Raw genomic sequence first — 17,306 nt, 5'->3', positions numbered from 1 at the left:
CCCCGTCGGCCGAGACGTCAGGCGCGTCGCTCGAGGTGGCATCGGCGTGCCGAGTCGGCCGACGGGAGTGACCTCTCGACCTGCGTACGTGACGTCTCGGGCGACGTAGGTGACGCCTCGGCTCAGGCTCGGCGGGAGCCGAGGGCTTCGACGGCGTCGCGGGCGGTGGCGGCGATGGCGAGATCGACGTCGTTCTGGACCCGGGCGGTGCGGTCGGAGTCGGTGAGTACGGCGATGGCGACGCGGCCGGCGGGATGGGTGACCACGGCGATCTCGTGCCGCAGGGTGAGGAACCCGCCGGTCTTACCAGCGAGGTGGATGTCGTCGGCGAGCAGGTCGGCGGCGATCCGATGGGTGAAGACCTGCTTGCCCATCAGCCGCCGCACCAGCTCGGTCGCCTCGGGCTTGGCGATCTCGTCGCGCCAGATGCGCTCGAGCAGGTCGACGCAGGCGCGCGGCGAGCCGATCGTCGCGCGTCCGACGTCGAGCGAGTCGATGACGTGCCGGCCGCCCGGCCGACGGCCCTCGACCGCGAGCTGGGTGGCGAGGGCGAAGTCGTGGCCGGCGACGCGGGTGGCGTAGTCGTACATCGGCTGCATCCGGTGCCGTACCCGCAACCCCTCGACGCCCCACTCGGCGAGCTGCTCGTCGACCTCGCGCGTCGAGACCAGGTCGAAGAGGGCGTCGGCGGCGGCGTTGTCGCTGAGGCCGAGCATCATCAGCATCAGGTCGGTGACCGAGCAGGTCGCGTCGTGGGTGAACGCCGAGATGCCGTACGGCCCGTAGCTCCGCTCCGCCGCGGTCAGCGTCACCATCGCGCCCCCGTCGATCTCGCCGCGGGCGATCCGGTCCGCCACCACCAGCGCCAGCGGCACCTTCGCCACCGACGCCAGCGGCATCGACCGGTCGACGCCGACCCCGACCTCGTGGCCGGTGTCGATGTCGCGGGCGAGGAACGCGACCCGGACCTGGAGCTCTCGGAAGCGCTCGGCGGTCACCTCGGCGAGGTCGATCAGGCCCCGGTCGCTGCCGACGAGCGGGCTCATCCGCGTCCTTCCTCAGGTGCACCGACGCACGCGCCGAGCAGGGCGAGCGCCTGCTCCCGCACGGGGCCGGTCGCCAGTGGTCCGGGCGGTGGTGGCTGCTCGACCAGTCGGTGGCCGCGCGCCACCTGGTCGACGAAGGGCGACCAGCTCAGTCCGTACGTCACCGCCTCATGCCGCGCGCAGACCAGGCTCGCGCGCCCCGCCATGGTCTCGGCCACCCCGAGCTGGTGCGGGGCGCGGCGCAGGGTTGCCGGTCCGATGCCGGCACTGTCCGCGAGCCGTCGCAGCCGGCCGGCCGGATCGTCCAGGTCTCGTGGGAGGGCCACCACCTGCGTACGTTCCCCGCCTCGGCGGGGTCGCAGCGAGCTCAGCGACACCGGCCCTTCGACGCTTCCGGGAGGGCTGGCCGCGCCCAGCTGGGTGAGCCAGGTGGCCGCGTCGGGGTCGCACGCCTCGACCGTCCAGGCGGCCGACTCCGGCATCTCGTCGCTGTCGCTCGCGAGGCGTACGTCGACTCCTTCGGCTTCCAGCAGCGCGACCAACCGCGCGAGCGGGGCGGGATCGCAGCCGGGCGGCACCGCGACCACGAAGCTCTCCCGGTCGTGCCGGCGGATGCTCCGCAGCAGATGGTCGGCCTGGTCGAGCAGATGCCTGGCCCGTGGCAGCAGCGCCGTGCCGGCCGGGGTGAGCGCGATCTGACGCCGGGTGCGGTCGAGCAGCTCCACCCCGAGCTCCCGCTCGAGAGCACGCAGGCGACGACTGAGGAGCGGTTGGTCCACGCCCAGCTCGAAGGCGGCCTCGGAGACGCTCATCTCGTCGGCGACCGCGGCGAAGCCGCGCAGGTGAAGCAGTAGGTCCACGCGTACAGGATGGCTGATCGCCCCCACCTCGTCCCATGTCGGCGATGCATGTGTCCATGCCGGATCGTCCTTGGACGCCGTCGCTGCGGCGGCATCACGATGCTCAGCATGACCACACCGATCCTCAGCCGCCGTGCCATCCTGGGCGGAGCCGCCACCGCGGTCGCCGTCGCCGCGACCGGAGTCAGCAGCTCCGTGGCGTACGCCACCGACAGCCCCTCGATCGCCGCACTCGAGCAGAAGCACCAGCGCCACCTCGGCGTCTGGGCCAGGAACATGCGGACCGGTCGCGTCATCGAGCACCGCGCCGACGAGCGCTTCCCGATGCTGTCGACCTTCAAGACCCTGCTCGCGGCCTCGATCCTGCGCGATCATCCCGCGCGTACGCTCCACCAGCGCCTGACCTGGGAGGCGGCCGACGTCGTCGTCAACTCACCGGTCACCTCGCTCACGATCCGCAACGGCCTGACCGTCGCGCAGCTCGCCGAAGCGACGATGACGCGCTCCGACAACACCGCCGCCAACGAGCTGCTCCACCTCATCGGCGGCCCCTCCGGCATCACCAGGTTCGCCCGATCGCTCGGCGACACCGTGACCCGGCTGGACCGCTGGGAGCCCGACCTCAACAGCGCGATCCCGGGCGACCCGCGCGACACCACCTCGCCGCGCGCCATCGCACAGACCTACACCAAGCTGGTGCTCGGCGACGCCCTCGACCGCTCCGACCGGGGCCAGCTGATCACCTGGATGCTGGCCAACCAGTCGACCGTCACCAGGTTCGGCGCCGGAGTTCCGGCCGGCTGGCGGCTCGCCGACAAGACCGGCGGCGGCGACTACGCGTCGCGGAACGACGTCGGTGTCACCTGGACCCCCGACGGCGCCCCGATCGTCGTCGCCGCTCTCACCCGCTCCGACGACCCCGCCGCTCCGCCGCTCGACACGCCGCTCGCGGACATCGCGGCGACTGTCTGCGCTGAGCTCGGCTGACCTGCCGAGGCGTCACCCGCGTCGGTCGAGTGGGCACTGACCTGCCAACTCGGCCGACGTACCTGACGTCTCGGCGGGTCAGGCGCCGTACACCGGCTCCGGCTCGGGCGCCTCCCCGAGCAGCTTGCGGAGCGCGGGGCCTACGTCGGCGGCGTCCCAGCGGGCTCCGGCGTCGGCGGAGGGGCCGTGGGACCAGCCGTTCTCGACGGTGATCTTCGGGCCGTCGATCTCGATGACCCGGCCGTTGATGTCGCGGGCGTCCTCGGAGGCGAGCCAGGCGACGACCGGTGAGTTGTCCTCGGGCAGCGCCATCGCGGAGGTGTCGAAGGCGCCCTCGGTCATCCGGGTCTTGGCGACCGGGGCGATGGCGTTGACGGTCACGCCGTAGCGGGACATCTCGGCGGCGGCGACCAGGGTGAGCCCGGCGATCCCGGCCTTGGCGGCGGAGTAGGTGCCCTGTCCGATCGAGCCCTGGAGGCCGGCGCCGGAGGAGGTGTTGATGACCCGAGCATCCCGCTGCCGCCCGGCTTTGGACTCCGCCCGCCAGTACGCACCCGCGTGCCGCAGCGTCGCGAAGTGACCCTTCAGATGCACCCGGATGACCGCGTCCCACTCCTCCTCGGAGGTGTTGACGAGCATCCGGTCGCGGACGAAGCCGGCGTTGTTGACGAGGATGTCCAGGCCGCCGTACGTCTCGACGGCCTGACGCACCATCGCCTCGGCCTCCGCGAAGTCGGCGACATCGGCGGCGTTGGCAACCGCCTCCCCACCTGCGGAGACGATCTCGTCAACGACCTGCGAAGCGGGCGACTCGCCGGTGCCCTCGCCCGCCAGCGAGACGCCGAAGTCGTTGACGACCACCTTCGCACCGTGACGTGCGAGCTCGAGCGCGTGCGCCCGGCCGATGCCTCGCCCCGCTCCGGTGACGATCGCGATCCGGCCTTCGAGCAGTCGAGCCATGGTGGCGTCCCTTTCCAGTCTTGCGTTCAGAAACCAAGCAACTGCTAGGCTACCAAGCAATCGCTAGGTTAGGAACGGACCATGGGCATCTCCACCGAGATCACCGACGAGCAGATCGCCGTCGTCACGATGAACCACCCACCGGTGAACGCGCTGCCGGTGAAGGGCTGGTTTGAGGTCGCCGACGCCGTCACGACCGCCGCCGACAACAACGCGCGAGTCGTGATCCTGCGCGCCGAGGGCAAGGGCTTCAACGCCGGCGTCGACATCAAGGAGATGCAGCAGATCGAGGGGTTCGAGGGCATCCTCGGCGCCAACCGCGGCTGCTACGCGGCGTTCAAGGCGATCTACGAGTGCCCGGTCCCGGTCATCGCCGCGGTCAACGGCTTCTGCCTCGGCGGAGGCGTCGGTCTGGTCGGCAACGCGGACACGATCGTGGCCAGCGACGACGCCTTCTTCGGCGTACCCGAGGTCGACCGCGGAGCCCTCGGCGCCGCCACCCATCTGAGCCGGCTGGTGCCACAGCACATGCTGCGTACGCTCTATTTCACCGCCCAGACCATCACCGCCCAGCGCCTCCATGAGCTCGGATCGGTCCACCAGGTCGTTCCCCGCGAGGACCTCGACGAGGCCGCCCTCGAGGTCGCACGACAGATCGCGGCCAAGGACCCGCAGGTCATCCGCGCGGCCAAGGCCGCGCTCAACGGCATCGACCCTGTCGACGTGAACGCCTCCTACCGCTTCGAGCAGGGCTTCACCTACGAGCTCAACCTCGCCGGCGTGGCCGACGAGCGCCGCGACGCCTTCGTGAAGGACGGACGATGAGCACCGCACAGACATTTCGTACGCAGCTGACCGAGCTGACTGGGGTCGACCACCCGATCGTCCAGACCGGCATGGGCTGGGTCGCCGGCCCGCGCTTGGTCTCGGCCACCGCCAACGCAGGCGCGCTCGGCATCCTGGCGTCGGCAACGATGACCCTCGACGAGCTCGAGAAGGCGATCGTCGAGGTCAAGGGCCGCACGGACAAGCCCTTCGGCGTCAACCTGAGAGCCGACGCCTCGGATGCCCCCGACCGCTGCCGGCTGCTGATCGAGCACGACGTGAAGGTCGCGTCCTTCGCCCTCGCACCGAAACCCGAGCTCATCGGCAAGCTCAAGGAGCACGACATCGTCGTGATGCCCTCGATCGGCGCGGCCAAGCACGCCAAGAAGGTGGCGGGCTGGGGCGCCGACATGGTGATGATCCAGGGCGGCGAGGGCGGCGGCCACACCGGAGCGGTCCCGACCACACTGCTCCTCCCCAGCGTCCTGGACGCCGTCGACATCCCCGTCGTCGCCGCGGGCGGCTTCTTCGACGGCCGCGGACTCGCCGCAGCGATGGCCTACGGCGCCGCAGGCATCGGCATGGGCACGCGCTTCCTGCTCACCGCCGACTCTGCCGTCCCGGAGGACGTCCGACGGCGCTACCTGAGCTTCGGCCTCGACGGCACCGTCGTGACCACCAAGGCCGACGGTATGCCGCATCGCCTGCTCCGCACCGAGTTCATCGACACGCTCGAGAAGGAGGGCATCACGGCGAAGCTGGCCCGCACGATCAAGCGAACAAGGCAGTTCAAGGAAATGTCCGGCCTGCCCTGGAAGACCCTCATCAAGGACGGCCGGAGCATGGTCCATGGCGGCGACCGCACCTGGGCCGAGGTCGTACTCGCCGCCAACACCCCCATGCTCCTCCGCGCCGGCCTCGTCGAGGGCGACACGAACGCCGGGATGCTCTCCAGCGGCCAGGTCGTCGGTCTCCTCGACGACCTCCCCACCTGCGAGGAGCTGGTCGACCGCATCGTCGCCCAGGCCGCCGACCGCCTCAAACACCTGGACGCGACCCGAGCCTGAGCCTCAGGGTGGACCCATGGCCATCGAGGTTCGCCCGGCGACGGTGTTCGAGGACGTACGCACTCTTGTCGGTCCCAAACGACCCGACGCCAGCGTGTGCTGGTGCCTGAGCTACCGGATCCCGTCGAAGCTCAACAACGACCTGCACGGTCCGGAACGCGGCGAATATGTCCGCACTCTGCTCGAGAAGGGGCCGCTGGGGGTGCTCGCCTACGACGGCGACGACCCCGTCGGGTGGGCCGCGATCGCACCCCGCGCGGACACCACCTTCGCCCGCAACCGCAAGATCCCGCACGTCGACGACCTCCCGATCTGGGCGCTGTGGTGCATCCGGGTCCGCCCGGGCCATCGCGGCAAGGGCATCTCGCACACGCTCATCGAGGGTGCCGTCGACTTCGCGCGCGAGCGCGGCGCCCCGGCCGTCGAGGCCTATCCGCTCGACAACCAGGGCGCCAAGGTCGACCTGACGATGGCGTACGCCGGGATCCGCAAGAACTTCGAGGCCGCGGGCTTCATCTGGGCGGCCGACACCACCTCGGTCCTCGCCGGGCACCCGCGTGTCCTGATGCGGCGCGTCCTGGAATGATGCCCCGGTTGACCATGATCGGTACACTGACCTGCGTGAACACCGAGACGAGCCGCGTACGCATCGCGCTCGTCGCGCTTTTCACGCTGATGCTCCCGGCGCTGATGAGCGTCGACCCCGAGCAGGCGCTGCTCACCATCGCCGTCTCGACCGCGCTCGCCGCCGTCGCGGTCGGAGCGGTCCACAACGTGGGCGCGTTCGCCCTGGTCAGGGCCCGTTCCACGGCCCCTCGCGACGCTTCCGGCGGACCTCACCATCTCGCTGCCCGGGTCACCGACCCGTTGTGCTCCCCGCGCCGCCCGCGCGCTCCTGAGCAGGTCTGACCGCTCGCCCACCGGCGAGCCCGTCAGGCCTACCCACTCATCTCAGGAGCGCATCCATGTCCGTTCTCGCCCCGTTGTCGCACGCCCTCGCCGCCGTCCTCGCCGGCGCCCACCACGTTCTCTCCTTCGTCGGCCCCAACGTCAGCTGGCTGCTGGCCATCGCCGCCGTCGTGGTGCTGGTCCGGCTCGCCCTCCTGCCGCTCACCATCCGCGGCGTACGCACCTCCCACGCCTCTGCCCGGGCCCGCCCGCAGCTCCAGGCACTGACGAAGAAGTATCAGAAGCAGACTGCCAAGGGCAGCGCCAGCCAGGCCGACATGATGGCGATGATGGAGGAGCGGCGGAAGATCAACGAGGAGCACGGCGTACCCCGCTTCGCCCTGCTCGCCGCCTTCGCCCAGCTGCCGATCTTCCTGGCGCTCTACCACTTGCTCTCCGACGTCAGCCGTCAGCACGCGGTCGGCGCGATGGGCGACTCGCTGGTCGCCTCGCTCGGGGCCGCGACCTTCCTCGGCACACCGCTGACCGGTCACGGCTACCTCTCCGGTGACACGACCCACCTGGTGATCACCCTCGGTCTCGCCGCGACCGCCGCCGCGGTCAGCTACCTCAGCCAACGGCTGTGGGTCCTGCCCAACATGGTGCGTGCCGACATGCCCGAGTCGATGGTGCGGATGCAGGAGCTCATGCCCGTCATCTCCGCCGGCGGCATGCTCCTCGCCGGCAGCACCGTCCCGCTCGCCCTGCTCGTCTACTGGGTCATCAGCGGCCTGTGGACCGCCGGCCAGGCCGCGGTCATCCATCACTGGTTCCCCACCCCCGGCTCCCCCGCCGCCGAGCGTCGAACACTCAGGTTGCAGCCGGCCTGACCCCGGTCGCCCGAAGGTTGTGAAGCTGAGAGTGGCCTATGGACCACTCTCAGCTTCACAACTCCAACCCTCAGAGCCGCTCGATGATGGTGACGTTGGCCTGACCGCCGCCCTCGCACATCGTCTGGAGGCCGTAGCGGCCGCCGCTGCGCTCGAGCTCGTTGAGGAGGGTCGTCATCAGCCGGGCGCCGGTGGCGCCGATGGGGTGGCCGAGGGCGATGCCGCCGCCGTTGACGTTCACCTTCTCGTGCGGGACGTCGAGCTCCTTCATCCACGCCAGGGCGACGGAGGCGAACGCCTCGTTGCACTCGAACAGGTCGATGTCGTCGACCGTCAGGCCGGTCTTGGCGAGGGCGTGTCGGGTGGCCTCGATCGGGCCGGTGAGCATCCAGACCGGGTCGTCGCCGCGGACCGAGAGGTGATGGATCCGGGCTCGTGGAGTGAGGCCGAAGGTGCGTACGGCCGCCGCCGAGGCCACCAGCAGCGCCGAGGACGCGTCGCAGATCTGGGAGGCGACCGCCGCGGTGATCCGCCCGCCGGGAGCGAGCGGTTCCAGGGAGGCCATCTTCTCGAGCGAGGTGTCGCGAGGACACTGGTCCGTGTCGAAGTCTCCGACCGGCACGATCTCCTGGTCGAACCGACCCTCCGCGATCGCGGTCTTGGCGCGCTGGTGCGAGGCGAGCGCATAGGCCTCCATGTCCTCGCGCGAGATGTCCCACTTCTCGGCGATCATCTCGGCGGAGCGGAACTGGGAGACCTCCTGGTCGCCGTAGCGCTTCACCCAGCCGGGAGACTCGGCGAACGGAGTGGTGAACCCGTATTGCTGACCCACCAGCATGGCCGCCGAGATCGGGATCGCCGACATGTTCTGCAGCCCACCCGCGACGACGAGGTCCTGCGTCCCCGACATCACTCCTTGGGCCGCGAAGTGCACCGCCTGCTGCGAGGAGCCGCACTGCCGGTCGATGGTCACGCCCGGCACGTGGTCGGGCAGTCCGGCGACGAGCCAGGCCGTCCGCGCGACGTCGCCGGCCTGGCCGCCGATGGTGTCGCAGCACCCCATGATCACGTCATCGACGGCCCCCGGGTCGATCCCGGTGCGGTCGATGAGCGCGGCCAGCGAGTGGGCGCCGAGGTCAGCGGGATGAATCCCGGCCAGCGCACCGCCACGCTTTCCCACGGGCGTACGGACCGCATCGACGATGAATGCCTCAGACATCGAAACTCCTCCTGTGCGCTGGTCGAGCCGCCGGAGCCGCTAGGCGAAGGCGTGTCGAGACCAACACGGTCGCGTCGGCGCTCGATAGGACTGTGTTGATCTCGACACGCTCGCTTCGCTCGCGGCTCGATCGACGGTGGTCAGGCATGCTGGCTGCTCACGGAGACGACCTCGCCGGTCATGTAGGACGAGTAGTCGCTGGCCAGGAAGACCATGACGTTGGCGACCTCCCACGGCTCGGCGGCTCGGCCGAACGCCTCGCGGCCCTTGAGCTCGACAAGAAGCTCGGGCGAGGTGACCTTCTCGAGGAAGGGATGCATCGCCAGTGACGGCGAGACCGCGTTGACACGGATGCCGTGCGGAGCGAGGTCGGCGGCGGCGGAGCGGGTCAGCGCCATCACGCCGGCCTTGGCCGCGGCGTAGTGTGCCTGCCCCTCCTGCGCCCGCCAGCCGATCACGGAGGCGTTGTTGACGATCACGCCACGCTTTCCGGCGGCCACGAACCGCTGCCCGATCGCCCGTACACAGCGGAACGTCCCGGTCAGGGTGATGTCGAGAACGCGCGACCACTGGTCGTCGGTCATCTCCAGCACCGACGCGGTCCCGCCGAGACCCGCGTTGTTGATCATGACGTCGACCCCGCCATGGGGCTCAGCGGCGTCGAGCAGCGCCTGGACCTGGTCCTCCTGCGTGACATCGCAGGTCACGGCCGTGATCCGGTCCTCGCCGAACTCCTCGGCGAGGGCGTCGCGCGACTCCTTGAGCCGCCGCTCGTGGGTGTCGGAGACGACGACCGCCTTCGCGCCCTCCTCGAGCACCTTCCGCACCACCGCCGCCCCGATCCCCGCACCGGCGGCAGCCGTCACGACGACGACCCGTCCGTCCAGGAGCGAGTGGCCGGGGACGTACGCGGGGGCTGGCTGTTCGGCCTTTACTTGTGGGTACTTCATGCACGGGCCTCTCGTGGCAAACCGAGCACGCGCTCGGCGATGATGTTCCGTTGGATCTCGTCCGAGCCGCCGTAGATCGTGTCGGCGCGGGAGAAGAGGTAGAGCGACTGCAGCCGGTCGAGCGCGTAGCCCTCCCCGGTGGTCAGCCCGGCGAGCCCGACGACGTCCATCGCCAGCTCACCGAGCTCGCGGTGCCACCGCGCCCACAGCAGCTTGGAGACGCTCGCCTCGGGACCCGAGGAGCCGGAGTCGTACGCAGAGAGCGTCCGCAGCGCGTGCAGCCGGAGCACCTCCAGCCCGACATGGGCCTGGCTCAGCCGCAGCGCGATGTCCGGTTCATCGATGACACCGGAAGCCCGGGCTGCCTCCTCGACCGTCTCCAGCTCGCGCGCGAACCCGACCTGCTGGCCGATCGTGGAGACCCCGCGCTCGAACCCGAGGGTCGCCATCGCGACCTTCCAGCCGTCGCCGGGCTCACCGACGACAAGGTCGGCCGAGGTCACGGCGCCGTCGAAGAAGACCTCGTTGAACTCGGAGGTGCCGGTGAGCTGCTCGATCGGGCGTACGTCGACACCGGACTGCGCCATCGGCACCAGCAGGTAGGACAGCCCGTGGTGGCGGGAAGAGCCCGGTTCGGTCCGGCACACCACGAAACACCAGTCGGACAGGTGGGCGTTCGACGTCCAGACCTTCTGCCCGTCCACCACCCACCGGTCGCCGTCCAGCCGGGCGCGGGTGCGTACGCCGGCCAGGTCGGAGCCGGCACCGGGCTCGGAGTAGCCCTGGCACCACAGCTCCTCCACGGCCACGATCTTCGGTAGGAACCGCTCCTTCTGAGCGGAGGTTCCGTGCGCGATCAAGGTCGGGCCGAGCAGCTCCTCGCCGAGGTGGTTGATCCGGACCGGGGCGTCGGCCCGGGCGTACTCCTCGTGGAAGACCACCTGCTGAAACAGCGGCAGGCCGCGGCCGCCGTGCTCCTCGGGCCAGCCAAGGCACGTCCAGCCATGTGAAGCCAGGTAGCGGTTCCAGGCCAGCCGGCCCTCGTACGACTCGTGGTCGCGGCCGTTCCCGCCGGTGCCGCGCAGCGCGGCCCACTCGCCAACCAGATGGTCGGCCAGCCACTCGCGCACCTCGGCGCGGAAGGCCTCGTCCTCGGCGGAGTAGGTCAGGTCCATGCCGGACAACCTACCAAACCAAGCACTTGTTTGGTAGCGTCTGCGGCATGAGCGCCACTCCAACCGAGACCAGTGTCGTGACGTACGAGACCCACGGACCCGTCGCGGTGGTGCGGCTGAACCGCCCCGAATACCGCAACGCCCAGAACTCGAAGGTGACCTACGCGCTCGACGAGGCATTCACGCGGGCGACAAACGACGACGACGTCAAGGTGATCGTCCTCGGCGGCAACGGCAAGCACTTCTGCGCCGGCCACGACATCGGCACCCCGGGCCGCGACATCGACGAGAGCTTCGAGCGTAAGGCCGTGATGTGGTGGGACCACGTCGGCAAGGAGGGCGTCGACTCCCGGTTCGCGCGCGAGTCCGAGGTCTACCTCGGCATGTGCCGCCGCTGGCGCGAGCTGCCGAAGCCGACGATCGCGATGGTGCAGGGAGCCTGCATCGCCGGCGGCCTGATGCTGGCCTGGTCCTGCGACTTCATCGTCGCCTCCGACGACGCCTTCTTCTCCGACCCGGTGGTCAAGATGGGCATCCCCGGCGTCGAGTACTTCGCCCACCCGTGGGTCACCAACCCCCGCGCCGCCAAGGAGATGCTCTTCACCGGCGGCCGCTTCTCCGCCGAGCAGGCCGAGCGCTGGGGCATGGTCAACCATGTCGTACGCCGCGACGACCTCGAGTCCGAGACGCTCGCCCTCGCCGGGCGGATCGCCGAGATGCCGCGCCTAGGGCTGGCGCTGGCGAAGAAGGCGGTCAACCAGGCGGAGGACCTGATGGGCATGCGCGCCGGGATGGACTCGGTCTTCGGCCTCCACCACGCCGCTCACGCCCACAACGCCGAGGTCGGCAAGGACTCGCTCGCGGGCATGGACGCGAGGTCGATGAAGAAGTGACGACGCTGGAATTCACCGAAGCCGAGGAGGCGTTCCGCCTCGAGGCGCGCGAGTGGCTCGCCGCCAACAACCCCGGTCGGCTGCCGTCGATGGACACCGCCGAGGGCGCCGCGGCGCACCGGGAGTGGGAGCGCACCCTGGCCGCCGGTCGGTGGTCGGTGGTCACCTGGCCCGAGATCTATGGCGGCAGGGACGCTTCACTGACCGAGTGGGTCATCTTCGAGGAGGAGTACTACCTCGCCGGCGCCCCCACCCGGATCAGCCAGAACGGCATCTCGCTGCTCGCGCCGATCATCTTCGGCCACGGAACCGAGGACCAGAAGTCGCGCTATCTGCGTGACATGACCGACAGGTCGTTGGTCTGGGCGCAGGCCTGGTCCGAGCCGGAGGCCGGGTCCGACCTGGCCTCGCTCCGCGCGACCGCGACCCGGGTCGAGGGTGGCTGGAGGCTCAACGGGCAGAAGACCTGGAGCAGCCGGGCGCCGTTCGCCGACTGCGGCTTCGGGCTCTTCCGCTCGGATCCTTCCGCGGAACGGCATCGCGGTCTGACGTACTTCCTCTTCGACCTGCACGCCGACGGCGTCACGGTCCGCCCGATCGACCAGCTCGACGGTACGCCGGGGTTCGCGGAGATCTTCTTCGATGACGTCTTCGTGGCCGACGACGACGTGCTCGGTGGGGTCGGTGACGGCTGGAAGGTCGCGATGTCCACCGCCGGCAACGAGCGGGGCCTTTCCCTGCGCTCCCCCGGGCGGTTCTGCGCCGCGGCCGATCGGCTGCTCGACCTGTGGCAGACCGACCCGCAGCCGCACCTGCGCGACCAGGTCGTCGACGCCTGGATCGGGGCTGAAGCCTACCGCCTCTACACCTGGGGCACCGTCACCCACGTCGAGGCCGGCGGCTCCGTCGGCGCCGAGGGCTCGATCAACAAGCTGTGGTGGTCCGACCTCGACCTCTCCCTGCACGAGACCGCGCTCTCGCTGCTCGGCGCCGACGCCGAGCTCTCCGGCCCCTGGGTCGACGACTACCTCTTCTCCCTCTCCGGCCCGATCTACGCCGGCACCAACCAGATCCAGCGCAACATCGTCGCCGAGCGTGTCCTCGGCCTGCCGAGGGGTGGCCGATGAGATTCGGACGTACGTCGGAGCAGCACGCCTTCTCCGAAGCACTCGACGACCTCCTCGGTGCTGCCGACGTCCCATCGGCCTCGCGCGCCTGGGCGAGCGGTGACCACTCCTCCGGGCTCAAACTCTGGCAGCGGCTCGCCGACCTCGGTGTCACCGGGCTGCTGGTGCCGGAGGAGGACGGTGGCGTGGGAGCGACCCCCGCGGACCTCGCCGTCGCCTTCGAGCGGCTCGGCTACCACGGCGTCCCCGGTCCGTGGATCGAGTCCGTCGCCGTCGCGCCCCGACTCCTCGCCGGTACACCGGACGCGGACGTCCTCCCGCGGCTGGCCGCCGGCGAGGCGATCATCTCGGTCGCCCTCGCAGCACGAGCTTTGGATGCCGACGTCTGCGAGCGGACGTACGCGCTGAGGAACCGTGTTGGTCTCACTGGGTCCAACACTTCGGGGCCTCCGCCTAGCGGCTCCGGCGGCTCGACCAGCGGGGTCCCACCGCTGGTGGAGCCCGGCGAGCGCCAGCGAGCCGGTGTCGAAACCAACACGGTCACTTCCACGACCCTCCACCACGCGGTCCTCGGAGCGGAGCGGAAGTCGGTCGACCCGACCCGACGGCTCTTCGAGGTCACCGTCGGCGAGGAGATCGCCACGGTCGACGCGACGGCAGCGCTCGACCTCGGCACCCTCGCCTGCTCGGCCCAGCTGCTCGGCGCCGGGCTGAGGCTCCTCGACGATTCGGTCGCCTACGTGAAGCAGCGGACGCAGTTCGGGCGTTCGATCGGCGAGTTCCAGGCGGTGAAGCACCTTCTCGCGGATGTCCGTGTCGCACTGGACTTCGCGGCACCGCTGGTGCACAACGCGGCGGTCGAGGTCGACGCCGGGGCCCCGACAAGCGGTCGCGCGGTCTCGGCCGCGAAGGTGGCGGCCGGGGACGCGGCGTACCTCGCCTCGCGCACGGCGCTCCAGGTCCACGGCGCGATCGGCTACACCCGCGAGTTCGACCTGAGCCTGTGGATCCTGAAGGTGCGCGCGCTGGTCGGCGCCTGGGGCACCCCGGCGGAGCATCGTGCGCGGATCCTCGAGTCGCTGGCGGAGGGCCGATGAGGTTCGCGCTCACCGAGGAGCAGACCGACCTGGTCGCGACGGTCCACACCCTCATCGCCAAGCGGGCCGTGTCGATGGATCTGCGTGCGGCGATCGCTACACCCAAGGGCTACGACACCGCCCTGTGGCATACGCTCAGCGAGCAGATCGGGGTGACCGCGCTGGCGGTCCCCGAGGCGTACGGCGGGGTCGGCTGCTCCTACATCGAGGCGCATCTCGTCCTCGAGGAGCTCGGCGCCACGCTCACGCCCTCGCCGTTCGTTGGCACGCTGCTGGCGACCCAGGTCCTGACTGCCGCCAACACCCCACAGGCCGGCGAACTGCTGGAGCAGATCGCCGCCGGCGCCACGGCCGCGGTGGCCGCCCCGGGGTCCGATCTCGTCATCGACGCGGCCGGCGCGGAGATCCTTCTCGTGCTGCGCGGCGACCAGGTCCACGCGGTGGATCCTTCGGCGGCCACGGTCACCCCGACCCCGGCGCTGGACCCGACCTGGAGGTTCGCGACGGTCACCGTCGACGACGCCTCAGGTGTCCTCGTCGGCACGGTCGACCCGGTGTACGTCACCACCGTCGGCGCCACCATGATGACCGCACTCCAGGCCGGGGCCGCGCACGAAGCGCTGGAGCGTACGGTCGGCTATCTCAAGGAGCGCCACCAGTTCGGCCGCCCGCTCGGCTCGTTCCAGGCACTCAAGCACCGGTGCGCCGACCTGCTCGTCCAGGTCGAGACGGCCAGGACGATGAGCTGGGCGGCGGCCTGGGAGCTCACGCAGGCGACCCCGGATCGACGCCTCATCGGTGCCGCCAAGACCTGGTGCTCCGATGCGTTCTCGCAGGTCGCGGCCGAGATGATCCAGCTCCACGGCGGGGTGGCGATCACCTGGGAGCACGACGCCCACCTCTACTTCAAGCGCGCCCACGCCACCGCCCAGCTCTTCCGAGGAGACACGTGAACAAGACCCCCATCGACAAGACGCTGCCCCTCACCGAGGTCAGCAGCAAGCTCGAGTCCGGGATGACGATCGGCATCGGCGGCTGGGGCTCGCGGCGCAAGCCGATGGCGCTGGTCAAGGAGATCCTCCGCAGCGACATCACCGACCTGACCGTGGTCGCGTTCGGTGGCCCCGACGTCGGCCTGCTCGCCCGCGCGGGGAGGATCCGCAAGCTGGTCTACGGCTTCGTCAGCCTCGACTCGATCCCGCTCGACCCCAACTTCACCCGAGCCCGCGAGCGGGGCGAGATCCCGGAGACGAGCGAGTACGACGAGGGCATGTTCGTCGCCGGCCTTCGCGCCGGGGCGAACCGGCTCTCGTTCCAGCCCATCCGTGCCGGCCTCGGCAGTGACGTGATGGTGATGAACCCCGACCTCAAGACGGTGAAGTCGCCCTACGACGACGAGGAGTACGTCGCCGTCCCCGGGCTTCGCCTCGACGTCTCGCTCATCCACCTCAACCGCGCCGACGCGGCCGGCAACGGGCAGTACCTCGGTCCCGACCCCTACTTCGACGACCTCTTCGCGATGGCCGCCGACACCACGATCATGTCGGTCGAGCAGATCGTCTCCACCGACGACCTGACCGCCAAGGCCCCGCCGCAGAGCCTCCTGGTCCCGCGGATCTTCGTCAACCACGTCGTCGAGGCCCCCGGCGGCGCCCACTTCACCAGCTGCGAGCCGGACTACGGCCGCGACGAAGAGTTCCAGAAGACGTACGTCGCCGCAGCCAAGGCCCCGGAAAACGATACCGGCGACAGCGACTGGACCGAGTTCGAGGAGCGTTACCTGTGACCCTGCAAACGATCAGCCGAGCAGACATCTGCGTGGCCGCCGTCTCCGACGCCTTCAAGGACTCCGGCGAGGTTCTCGCCCACGCCGTCGGGATCGTCCCGGCCATCGGCGTACGCCTGGCCAAGGCCACCCACACTCCCGAGCTCGCGCTCAGCGACGGTGAGGCGTTCATGATGGCCGAGGCTCCTCCGCTGCTGAAGACCGCGGCCGCCGGCGGCACCCCGGAGGCCTGGGTGCCGTTCCGCAGCATCTTCGACATCGTCGCCAGCGGCCGCCGGCACTCGATGATGGGCGCCAGCCAGATCGACCGCCACGGCAACCAGAACATCTCCTCGATCGGCGACTGGCGGCGGCCGAAACGCCAGCTGATCGGCGTACGCGGCGCCCCCGGCAACACCGTCAACCACCGTGTCGACTACTGGGTCGCCAAGCACTCAGCCCGGATCTTCGTCGACCGCGTCGACGTCGCCAGCGGCGTCGGCAACGATCGCGCCACCGGCACCGCCGGGCGCTTCCACGACCTCGGCGTCATCGTCACCAACCTCGCGGTCTTCGGATACGACGATGCGGGCCTGGTCAAGGTCGACTCGATCCACCCCGGCGTCACCCCCGAGGAGCTCCAGGAAGCCACCGGTTTCCCGATCGACGCCACCAACGCGCCCCTCACCCGCGAGCCCACGCCGGACGAGCTGAAGATCATCGAGGCAGAAGACCCCAAGGGCCTCCGCTTCAAAGAGGTCCCCTAGTCCGCTCGCCCTCAACCGCTGGTCGAGCCGTGAGGCCGCCTGCGGCCGAGCGTGTCGAGACCAACACGGTGCGATCGAGCGCGGAGCTCACCGTGTTGGTCTCGACGCGCCTCCGCCTAGCGGCTCCGGCGGCTCGACCAGCGGGGTCGACCAGCGGGGTCAGGCGAGGATGCCGGCGTGGAGCAGCTTCAGATACTGCTCCGAGAGCGTCTCGGGGGTGTGGCGACCGCCGGGGCGATACCAGGAGACGGTGGACCAGACGCCGTCACGGATGAACCGGTAGGTCAGCGCAGGGTCGAGCCCGGCCTGAAAGGCTCCCGAGGCCTGGCCGGCCTCGAGGACCCGGATCCACAGCGCCTCGTTGTCGCGCGAGCGCTCGGCGACGAACTCGAAGCCCTCGACGGTCGCCAGGAAGGACGCCTCGTTCTGGTAGAGCGCCACCGCCAGCCGCTCCCGATGGATCGTCCGGAACGACTCCGTGATCAGTCCGTCCAGGTCGGCCTGCGGGTCGACCCCGCTCTCGACGATCTCGGTGAACCGCGCGTTGAGCCCGTCGAGGAACCCCGAGAGCAGCTCCGTCAGCATCGCTTCCTTGGAGCGGAAGTGGTGGTAGAGCGAGCCGGACAGGATCCCGGCGGCGTCTGCGATGTCGCGTACGGTCGTCTGGGCGAAGCCCTTGGTCGCGAACATCTCGGCAGCCAGCGTGAGCAGCTCGGCCCGCCGCGACGACCCCGACGCCGTCCCCCGCCTTCTCGGCGCAACCCCCGTGTCAGTCATGGACGAAGCCTAC

At 70.3% G+C, this 17,306-nt stretch carries 19 protein-coding genes; 12 read left to right on the top strand and 7 right to left on the bottom strand.

Annotation, left to right across the window (positions count from 1 at the left end; all coding sequences use genetic code 11):
• Nucleotides 1-122: 122 nt before the first annotated feature.
• The gene (locus tag ACFWQC_RS00390; protein WP_378671636.1) at nucleotides 123-1,046 is read right to left on the bottom strand and encodes a serine hydrolase; all 924 of its coding nucleotides are present in this window, start codon (nucleotides 1,044-1,046) and stop codon (nucleotides 123-125) included.
• Nucleotides 1,043-1,906 (bottom strand): LysR family transcriptional regulator, encoded by an 864-nt coding sequence (locus tag ACFWQC_RS00385; protein ID WP_378671635.1) that lies wholly within the window; start codon nucleotides 1,904-1,906, stop codon nucleotides 1,043-1,045. Before ACFWQC_RS00385 ends, ACFWQC_RS00390 begins: the two co-directional genes overlap by 4 nt.
• Nucleotides 1,907-2,014: 108 nt before the next feature.
• On the opposite strand from ACFWQC_RS00385, the gene bla reads away from it, so the two are divergent.
• Entirely contained in the window at nucleotides 2,015-2,893 is an 879-nt protein-coding gene (gene bla, locus ACFWQC_RS00380) for a class A beta-lactamase (protein ID WP_378671633.1), read from the top strand.
• A 78-nt stretch (nucleotides 2,894-2,971) separates the two neighbouring features.
• On the opposite strand, the gene ACFWQC_RS00375 is transcribed toward bla, so the two are convergent.
• Entirely contained in the window at nucleotides 2,972-3,853 is an 882-nt protein-coding gene (locus tag ACFWQC_RS00375) for an SDR family oxidoreductase (RefSeq protein WP_378671631.1), read from the bottom strand.
• A gap of 81 nt (nucleotides 3,854-3,934) precedes the next feature.
• On the opposite strand from ACFWQC_RS00375, the gene ACFWQC_RS00370 reads away from it, so the two are divergent.
• From ACFWQC_RS00370 to yidC, 5 genes are read left to right on the top strand one after another with little or no spacing between them, the layout of a single operon-like run.
• Nucleotides 3,935-4,678, top strand: coding sequence for an enoyl-CoA hydratase family protein (locus ACFWQC_RS00370; RefSeq protein WP_378671630.1), 744 nt, complete (start codon nucleotides 3,935-3,937; stop codon nucleotides 4,676-4,678).
• Nucleotides 4,675-5,745 (top strand): NAD(P)H-dependent flavin oxidoreductase, encoded by a 1,071-nt coding sequence (locus ACFWQC_RS00365; RefSeq protein WP_378671628.1) that lies wholly within the window; start codon nucleotides 4,675-4,677, stop codon nucleotides 5,743-5,745. The genes ACFWQC_RS00370 and ACFWQC_RS00365 overlap by 4 nt, the downstream gene beginning before the upstream one ends.
• Before the next feature lie 16 nt (nucleotides 5,746-5,761).
• Nucleotides 5,762-6,331, top strand: coding sequence for a GNAT family N-acetyltransferase (locus ACFWQC_RS00360; RefSeq protein ID WP_378671627.1), 570 nt, complete (start codon nucleotides 5,762-5,764; stop codon nucleotides 6,329-6,331).
• A 35-nt stretch (nucleotides 6,332-6,366) separates the two neighbouring features.
• Entirely contained in the window at nucleotides 6,367-6,654 is a 288-nt protein-coding gene (locus tag ACFWQC_RS00355) for a hypothetical protein (RefSeq protein WP_378671625.1), read from the top strand.
• Nucleotides 6,655-6,710: 56 nt separating this feature from the next.
• Entirely contained in the window at nucleotides 6,711-7,523 is an 813-nt protein-coding gene (gene yidC / locus ACFWQC_RS00350; protein WP_378671624.1) for a membrane protein insertase YidC, read from the top strand.
• 70 nt (nucleotides 7,524-7,593) lie between these two features.
• On the opposite strand, the gene ACFWQC_RS00345 is transcribed toward yidC, so the two are convergent.
• The 3 genes from ACFWQC_RS00345 to ACFWQC_RS00335 form a co-directional block, all read right to left on the bottom strand.
• Nucleotides 7,594-8,742 (bottom strand): acetyl-CoA C-acetyltransferase, encoded by a 1,149-nt coding sequence (locus tag ACFWQC_RS00345; RefSeq protein WP_378671623.1) that lies wholly within the window; start codon nucleotides 8,740-8,742, stop codon nucleotides 7,594-7,596.
• 140 nt (nucleotides 8,743-8,882) lie between these two features.
• A complete protein-coding gene (locus ACFWQC_RS00340) occupies nucleotides 8,883-9,692 on the bottom strand; it encodes an SDR family oxidoreductase (RefSeq protein ID WP_378671622.1) in 810 nt (269 codons plus the stop codon).
• Nucleotides 9,689-10,867, bottom strand: a complete 1,179-nt coding sequence (locus ACFWQC_RS00335) for an acyl-CoA dehydrogenase family protein (protein ID WP_378671620.1) — start codon at nucleotides 10,865-10,867, stop codon at nucleotides 9,689-9,691. Before ACFWQC_RS00335 ends, ACFWQC_RS00340 begins: the two co-directional genes overlap by 4 nt.
• A gap of 47 nt (nucleotides 10,868-10,914) precedes the next feature.
• Between ACFWQC_RS00335 and ACFWQC_RS00330 the strand changes: the two genes are divergently transcribed.
• From ACFWQC_RS00330 to ACFWQC_RS00305, 6 genes are read left to right on the top strand one after another with little or no spacing between them, the layout of a single operon-like run.
• The gene (locus ACFWQC_RS00330; protein WP_378671618.1) at nucleotides 10,915-11,760 is read left to right on the top strand and encodes an enoyl-CoA hydratase; all 846 of its coding nucleotides are present in this window, start codon (nucleotides 10,915-10,917) and stop codon (nucleotides 11,758-11,760) included.
• Complete coding sequence (locus ACFWQC_RS00325) at nucleotides 11,757-12,887, top strand: acyl-CoA dehydrogenase family protein (RefSeq protein WP_378671617.1); 1,131 nt, start codon at nucleotides 11,757-11,759, stop codon at nucleotides 12,885-12,887. The genes ACFWQC_RS00330 and ACFWQC_RS00325 overlap by 4 nt, the downstream gene beginning before the upstream one ends.
• On the top strand, nucleotides 12,884-13,984 hold the full coding sequence (locus tag ACFWQC_RS00320; protein WP_378671615.1) for an acyl-CoA dehydrogenase family protein: 1,101 nt from the start codon (nucleotides 12,884-12,886) through the stop codon (nucleotides 13,982-13,984). Before ACFWQC_RS00325 ends, ACFWQC_RS00320 begins: the two co-directional genes overlap by 4 nt.
• Nucleotides 13,981-14,937 carry an acyl-CoA dehydrogenase family protein gene (locus ACFWQC_RS00315; RefSeq protein ID WP_378671613.1) on the top strand — a complete coding sequence of 319 codons (957 nt, stop codon included), beginning with the start codon at nucleotides 13,981-13,983 and terminating at the stop codon, nucleotides 14,935-14,937. Before ACFWQC_RS00320 ends, ACFWQC_RS00315 begins: the two co-directional genes overlap by 4 nt.
• Entirely contained in the window at nucleotides 14,934-15,770 is an 837-nt protein-coding gene (locus ACFWQC_RS00310) for a CoA transferase subunit A (RefSeq protein ID WP_378671612.1), read from the top strand. The genes ACFWQC_RS00315 and ACFWQC_RS00310 overlap by 4 nt, the downstream gene beginning before the upstream one ends.
• Nucleotides 15,767-16,516: a CoA-transferase subunit beta gene (locus tag ACFWQC_RS00305; RefSeq protein ID WP_378671610.1), complete on the top strand. Its 750-nt coding sequence runs from the start codon at nucleotides 15,767-15,769 to the stop codon at nucleotides 16,514-16,516. The genes ACFWQC_RS00310 and ACFWQC_RS00305 overlap by 4 nt, the downstream gene beginning before the upstream one ends.
• Nucleotides 16,517-16,675: 159 nt before the next feature.
• Here ACFWQC_RS00305 and ACFWQC_RS00300 read toward each other — a convergent pair whose 3' ends face one another.
• A complete protein-coding gene (locus ACFWQC_RS00300) occupies nucleotides 16,676-17,293 on the bottom strand; it encodes a TetR/AcrR family transcriptional regulator (protein ID WP_378671608.1) in 618 nt (205 codons plus the stop codon).
• Between the last annotated feature and the right edge of the window lie 13 nt (nucleotides 17,294-17,306).

The sequence above is a fragment of the Nocardioides sp. NPDC058538 genome, from assembly GCF_042719275.1.
Classification (GTDB): Bacteria; Actinomycetota; Actinomycetes; order Propionibacteriales; family Nocardioidaceae; genus Nocardioides.
This window is presented reverse-complemented; position numbering and strand designations above follow the sequence as displayed.

What these genes read in the sequence shown, in the direction of transcription:
- ACFWQC_RS00345 (WP_378671623.1), bottom strand. Translation starts at nt 8,742, where the DNA reads ATGTCTGAGGCATTCATCGTCGATGCGGTCCGTACGCCCGTGGGAAAG.
- ACFWQC_RS00370 (WP_378671630.1), top strand. Translation starts at nt 3,935, where the DNA reads ATGGGCATCTCCACCGAGATCACCGACGAGCAGATCGCCGTCGTCACG.
- ACFWQC_RS00315 (WP_378671613.1), top strand. Translation starts at nt 13,981, where the DNA reads ATGAGGTTCGCGCTCACCGAGGAGCAGACCGACCTGGTCGCGACGGTC.
- ACFWQC_RS00365 (WP_378671628.1), top strand. Translation starts at nt 4,675, where the DNA reads ATGAGCACCGCACAGACATTTCGTACGCAGCTGACCGAGCTGACTGGG.
- ACFWQC_RS00320 (WP_378671615.1), top strand. Translation starts at nt 12,884, where the DNA reads ATGAGATTCGGACGTACGTCGGAGCAGCACGCCTTCTCCGAAGCACTC.
- ACFWQC_RS00340 (WP_378671622.1), bottom strand. Translation starts at nt 9,692, where the DNA reads ATGAAGTACCCACAAGTAAAGGCCGAACAGCCAGCCCCCGCGTACGTC.
- ACFWQC_RS00390 (WP_378671636.1), bottom strand. Translation starts at nt 1,046, where the DNA reads ATGAGCCCGCTCGTCGGCAGCGACCGGGGCCTGATCGACCTCGCCGAG.
- yidC (WP_378671624.1), top strand. Translation starts at nt 6,711, where the DNA reads ATGTCCGTTCTCGCCCCGTTGTCGCACGCCCTCGCCGCCGTCCTCGCC.
- ACFWQC_RS00360 (WP_378671627.1), top strand. Translation starts at nt 5,762, where the DNA reads ATGGCCATCGAGGTTCGCCCGGCGACGGTGTTCGAGGACGTACGCACT.
- ACFWQC_RS00300 (WP_378671608.1), bottom strand. Translation starts at nt 17,293, where the DNA reads ATGACTGACACGGGGGTTGCGCCGAGAAGGCGGGGGACGGCGTCGGGG.
- ACFWQC_RS00335 (WP_378671620.1), bottom strand. Translation starts at nt 10,867, where the DNA reads ATGGACCTGACCTACTCCGCCGAGGACGAGGCCTTCCGCGCCGAGGTG.
- bla (WP_378671633.1), top strand. Translation starts at nt 2,015, where the DNA reads ATGACCACACCGATCCTCAGCCGCCGTGCCATCCTGGGCGGAGCCGCC.
- ACFWQC_RS00330 (WP_378671618.1), top strand. Translation starts at nt 10,915, where the DNA reads ATGAGCGCCACTCCAACCGAGACCAGTGTCGTGACGTACGAGACCCAC.
- ACFWQC_RS00375 (WP_378671631.1), bottom strand. Translation starts at nt 3,853, where the DNA reads ATGGCTCGACTGCTCGAAGGCCGGATCGCGATCGTCACCGGAGCGGGG.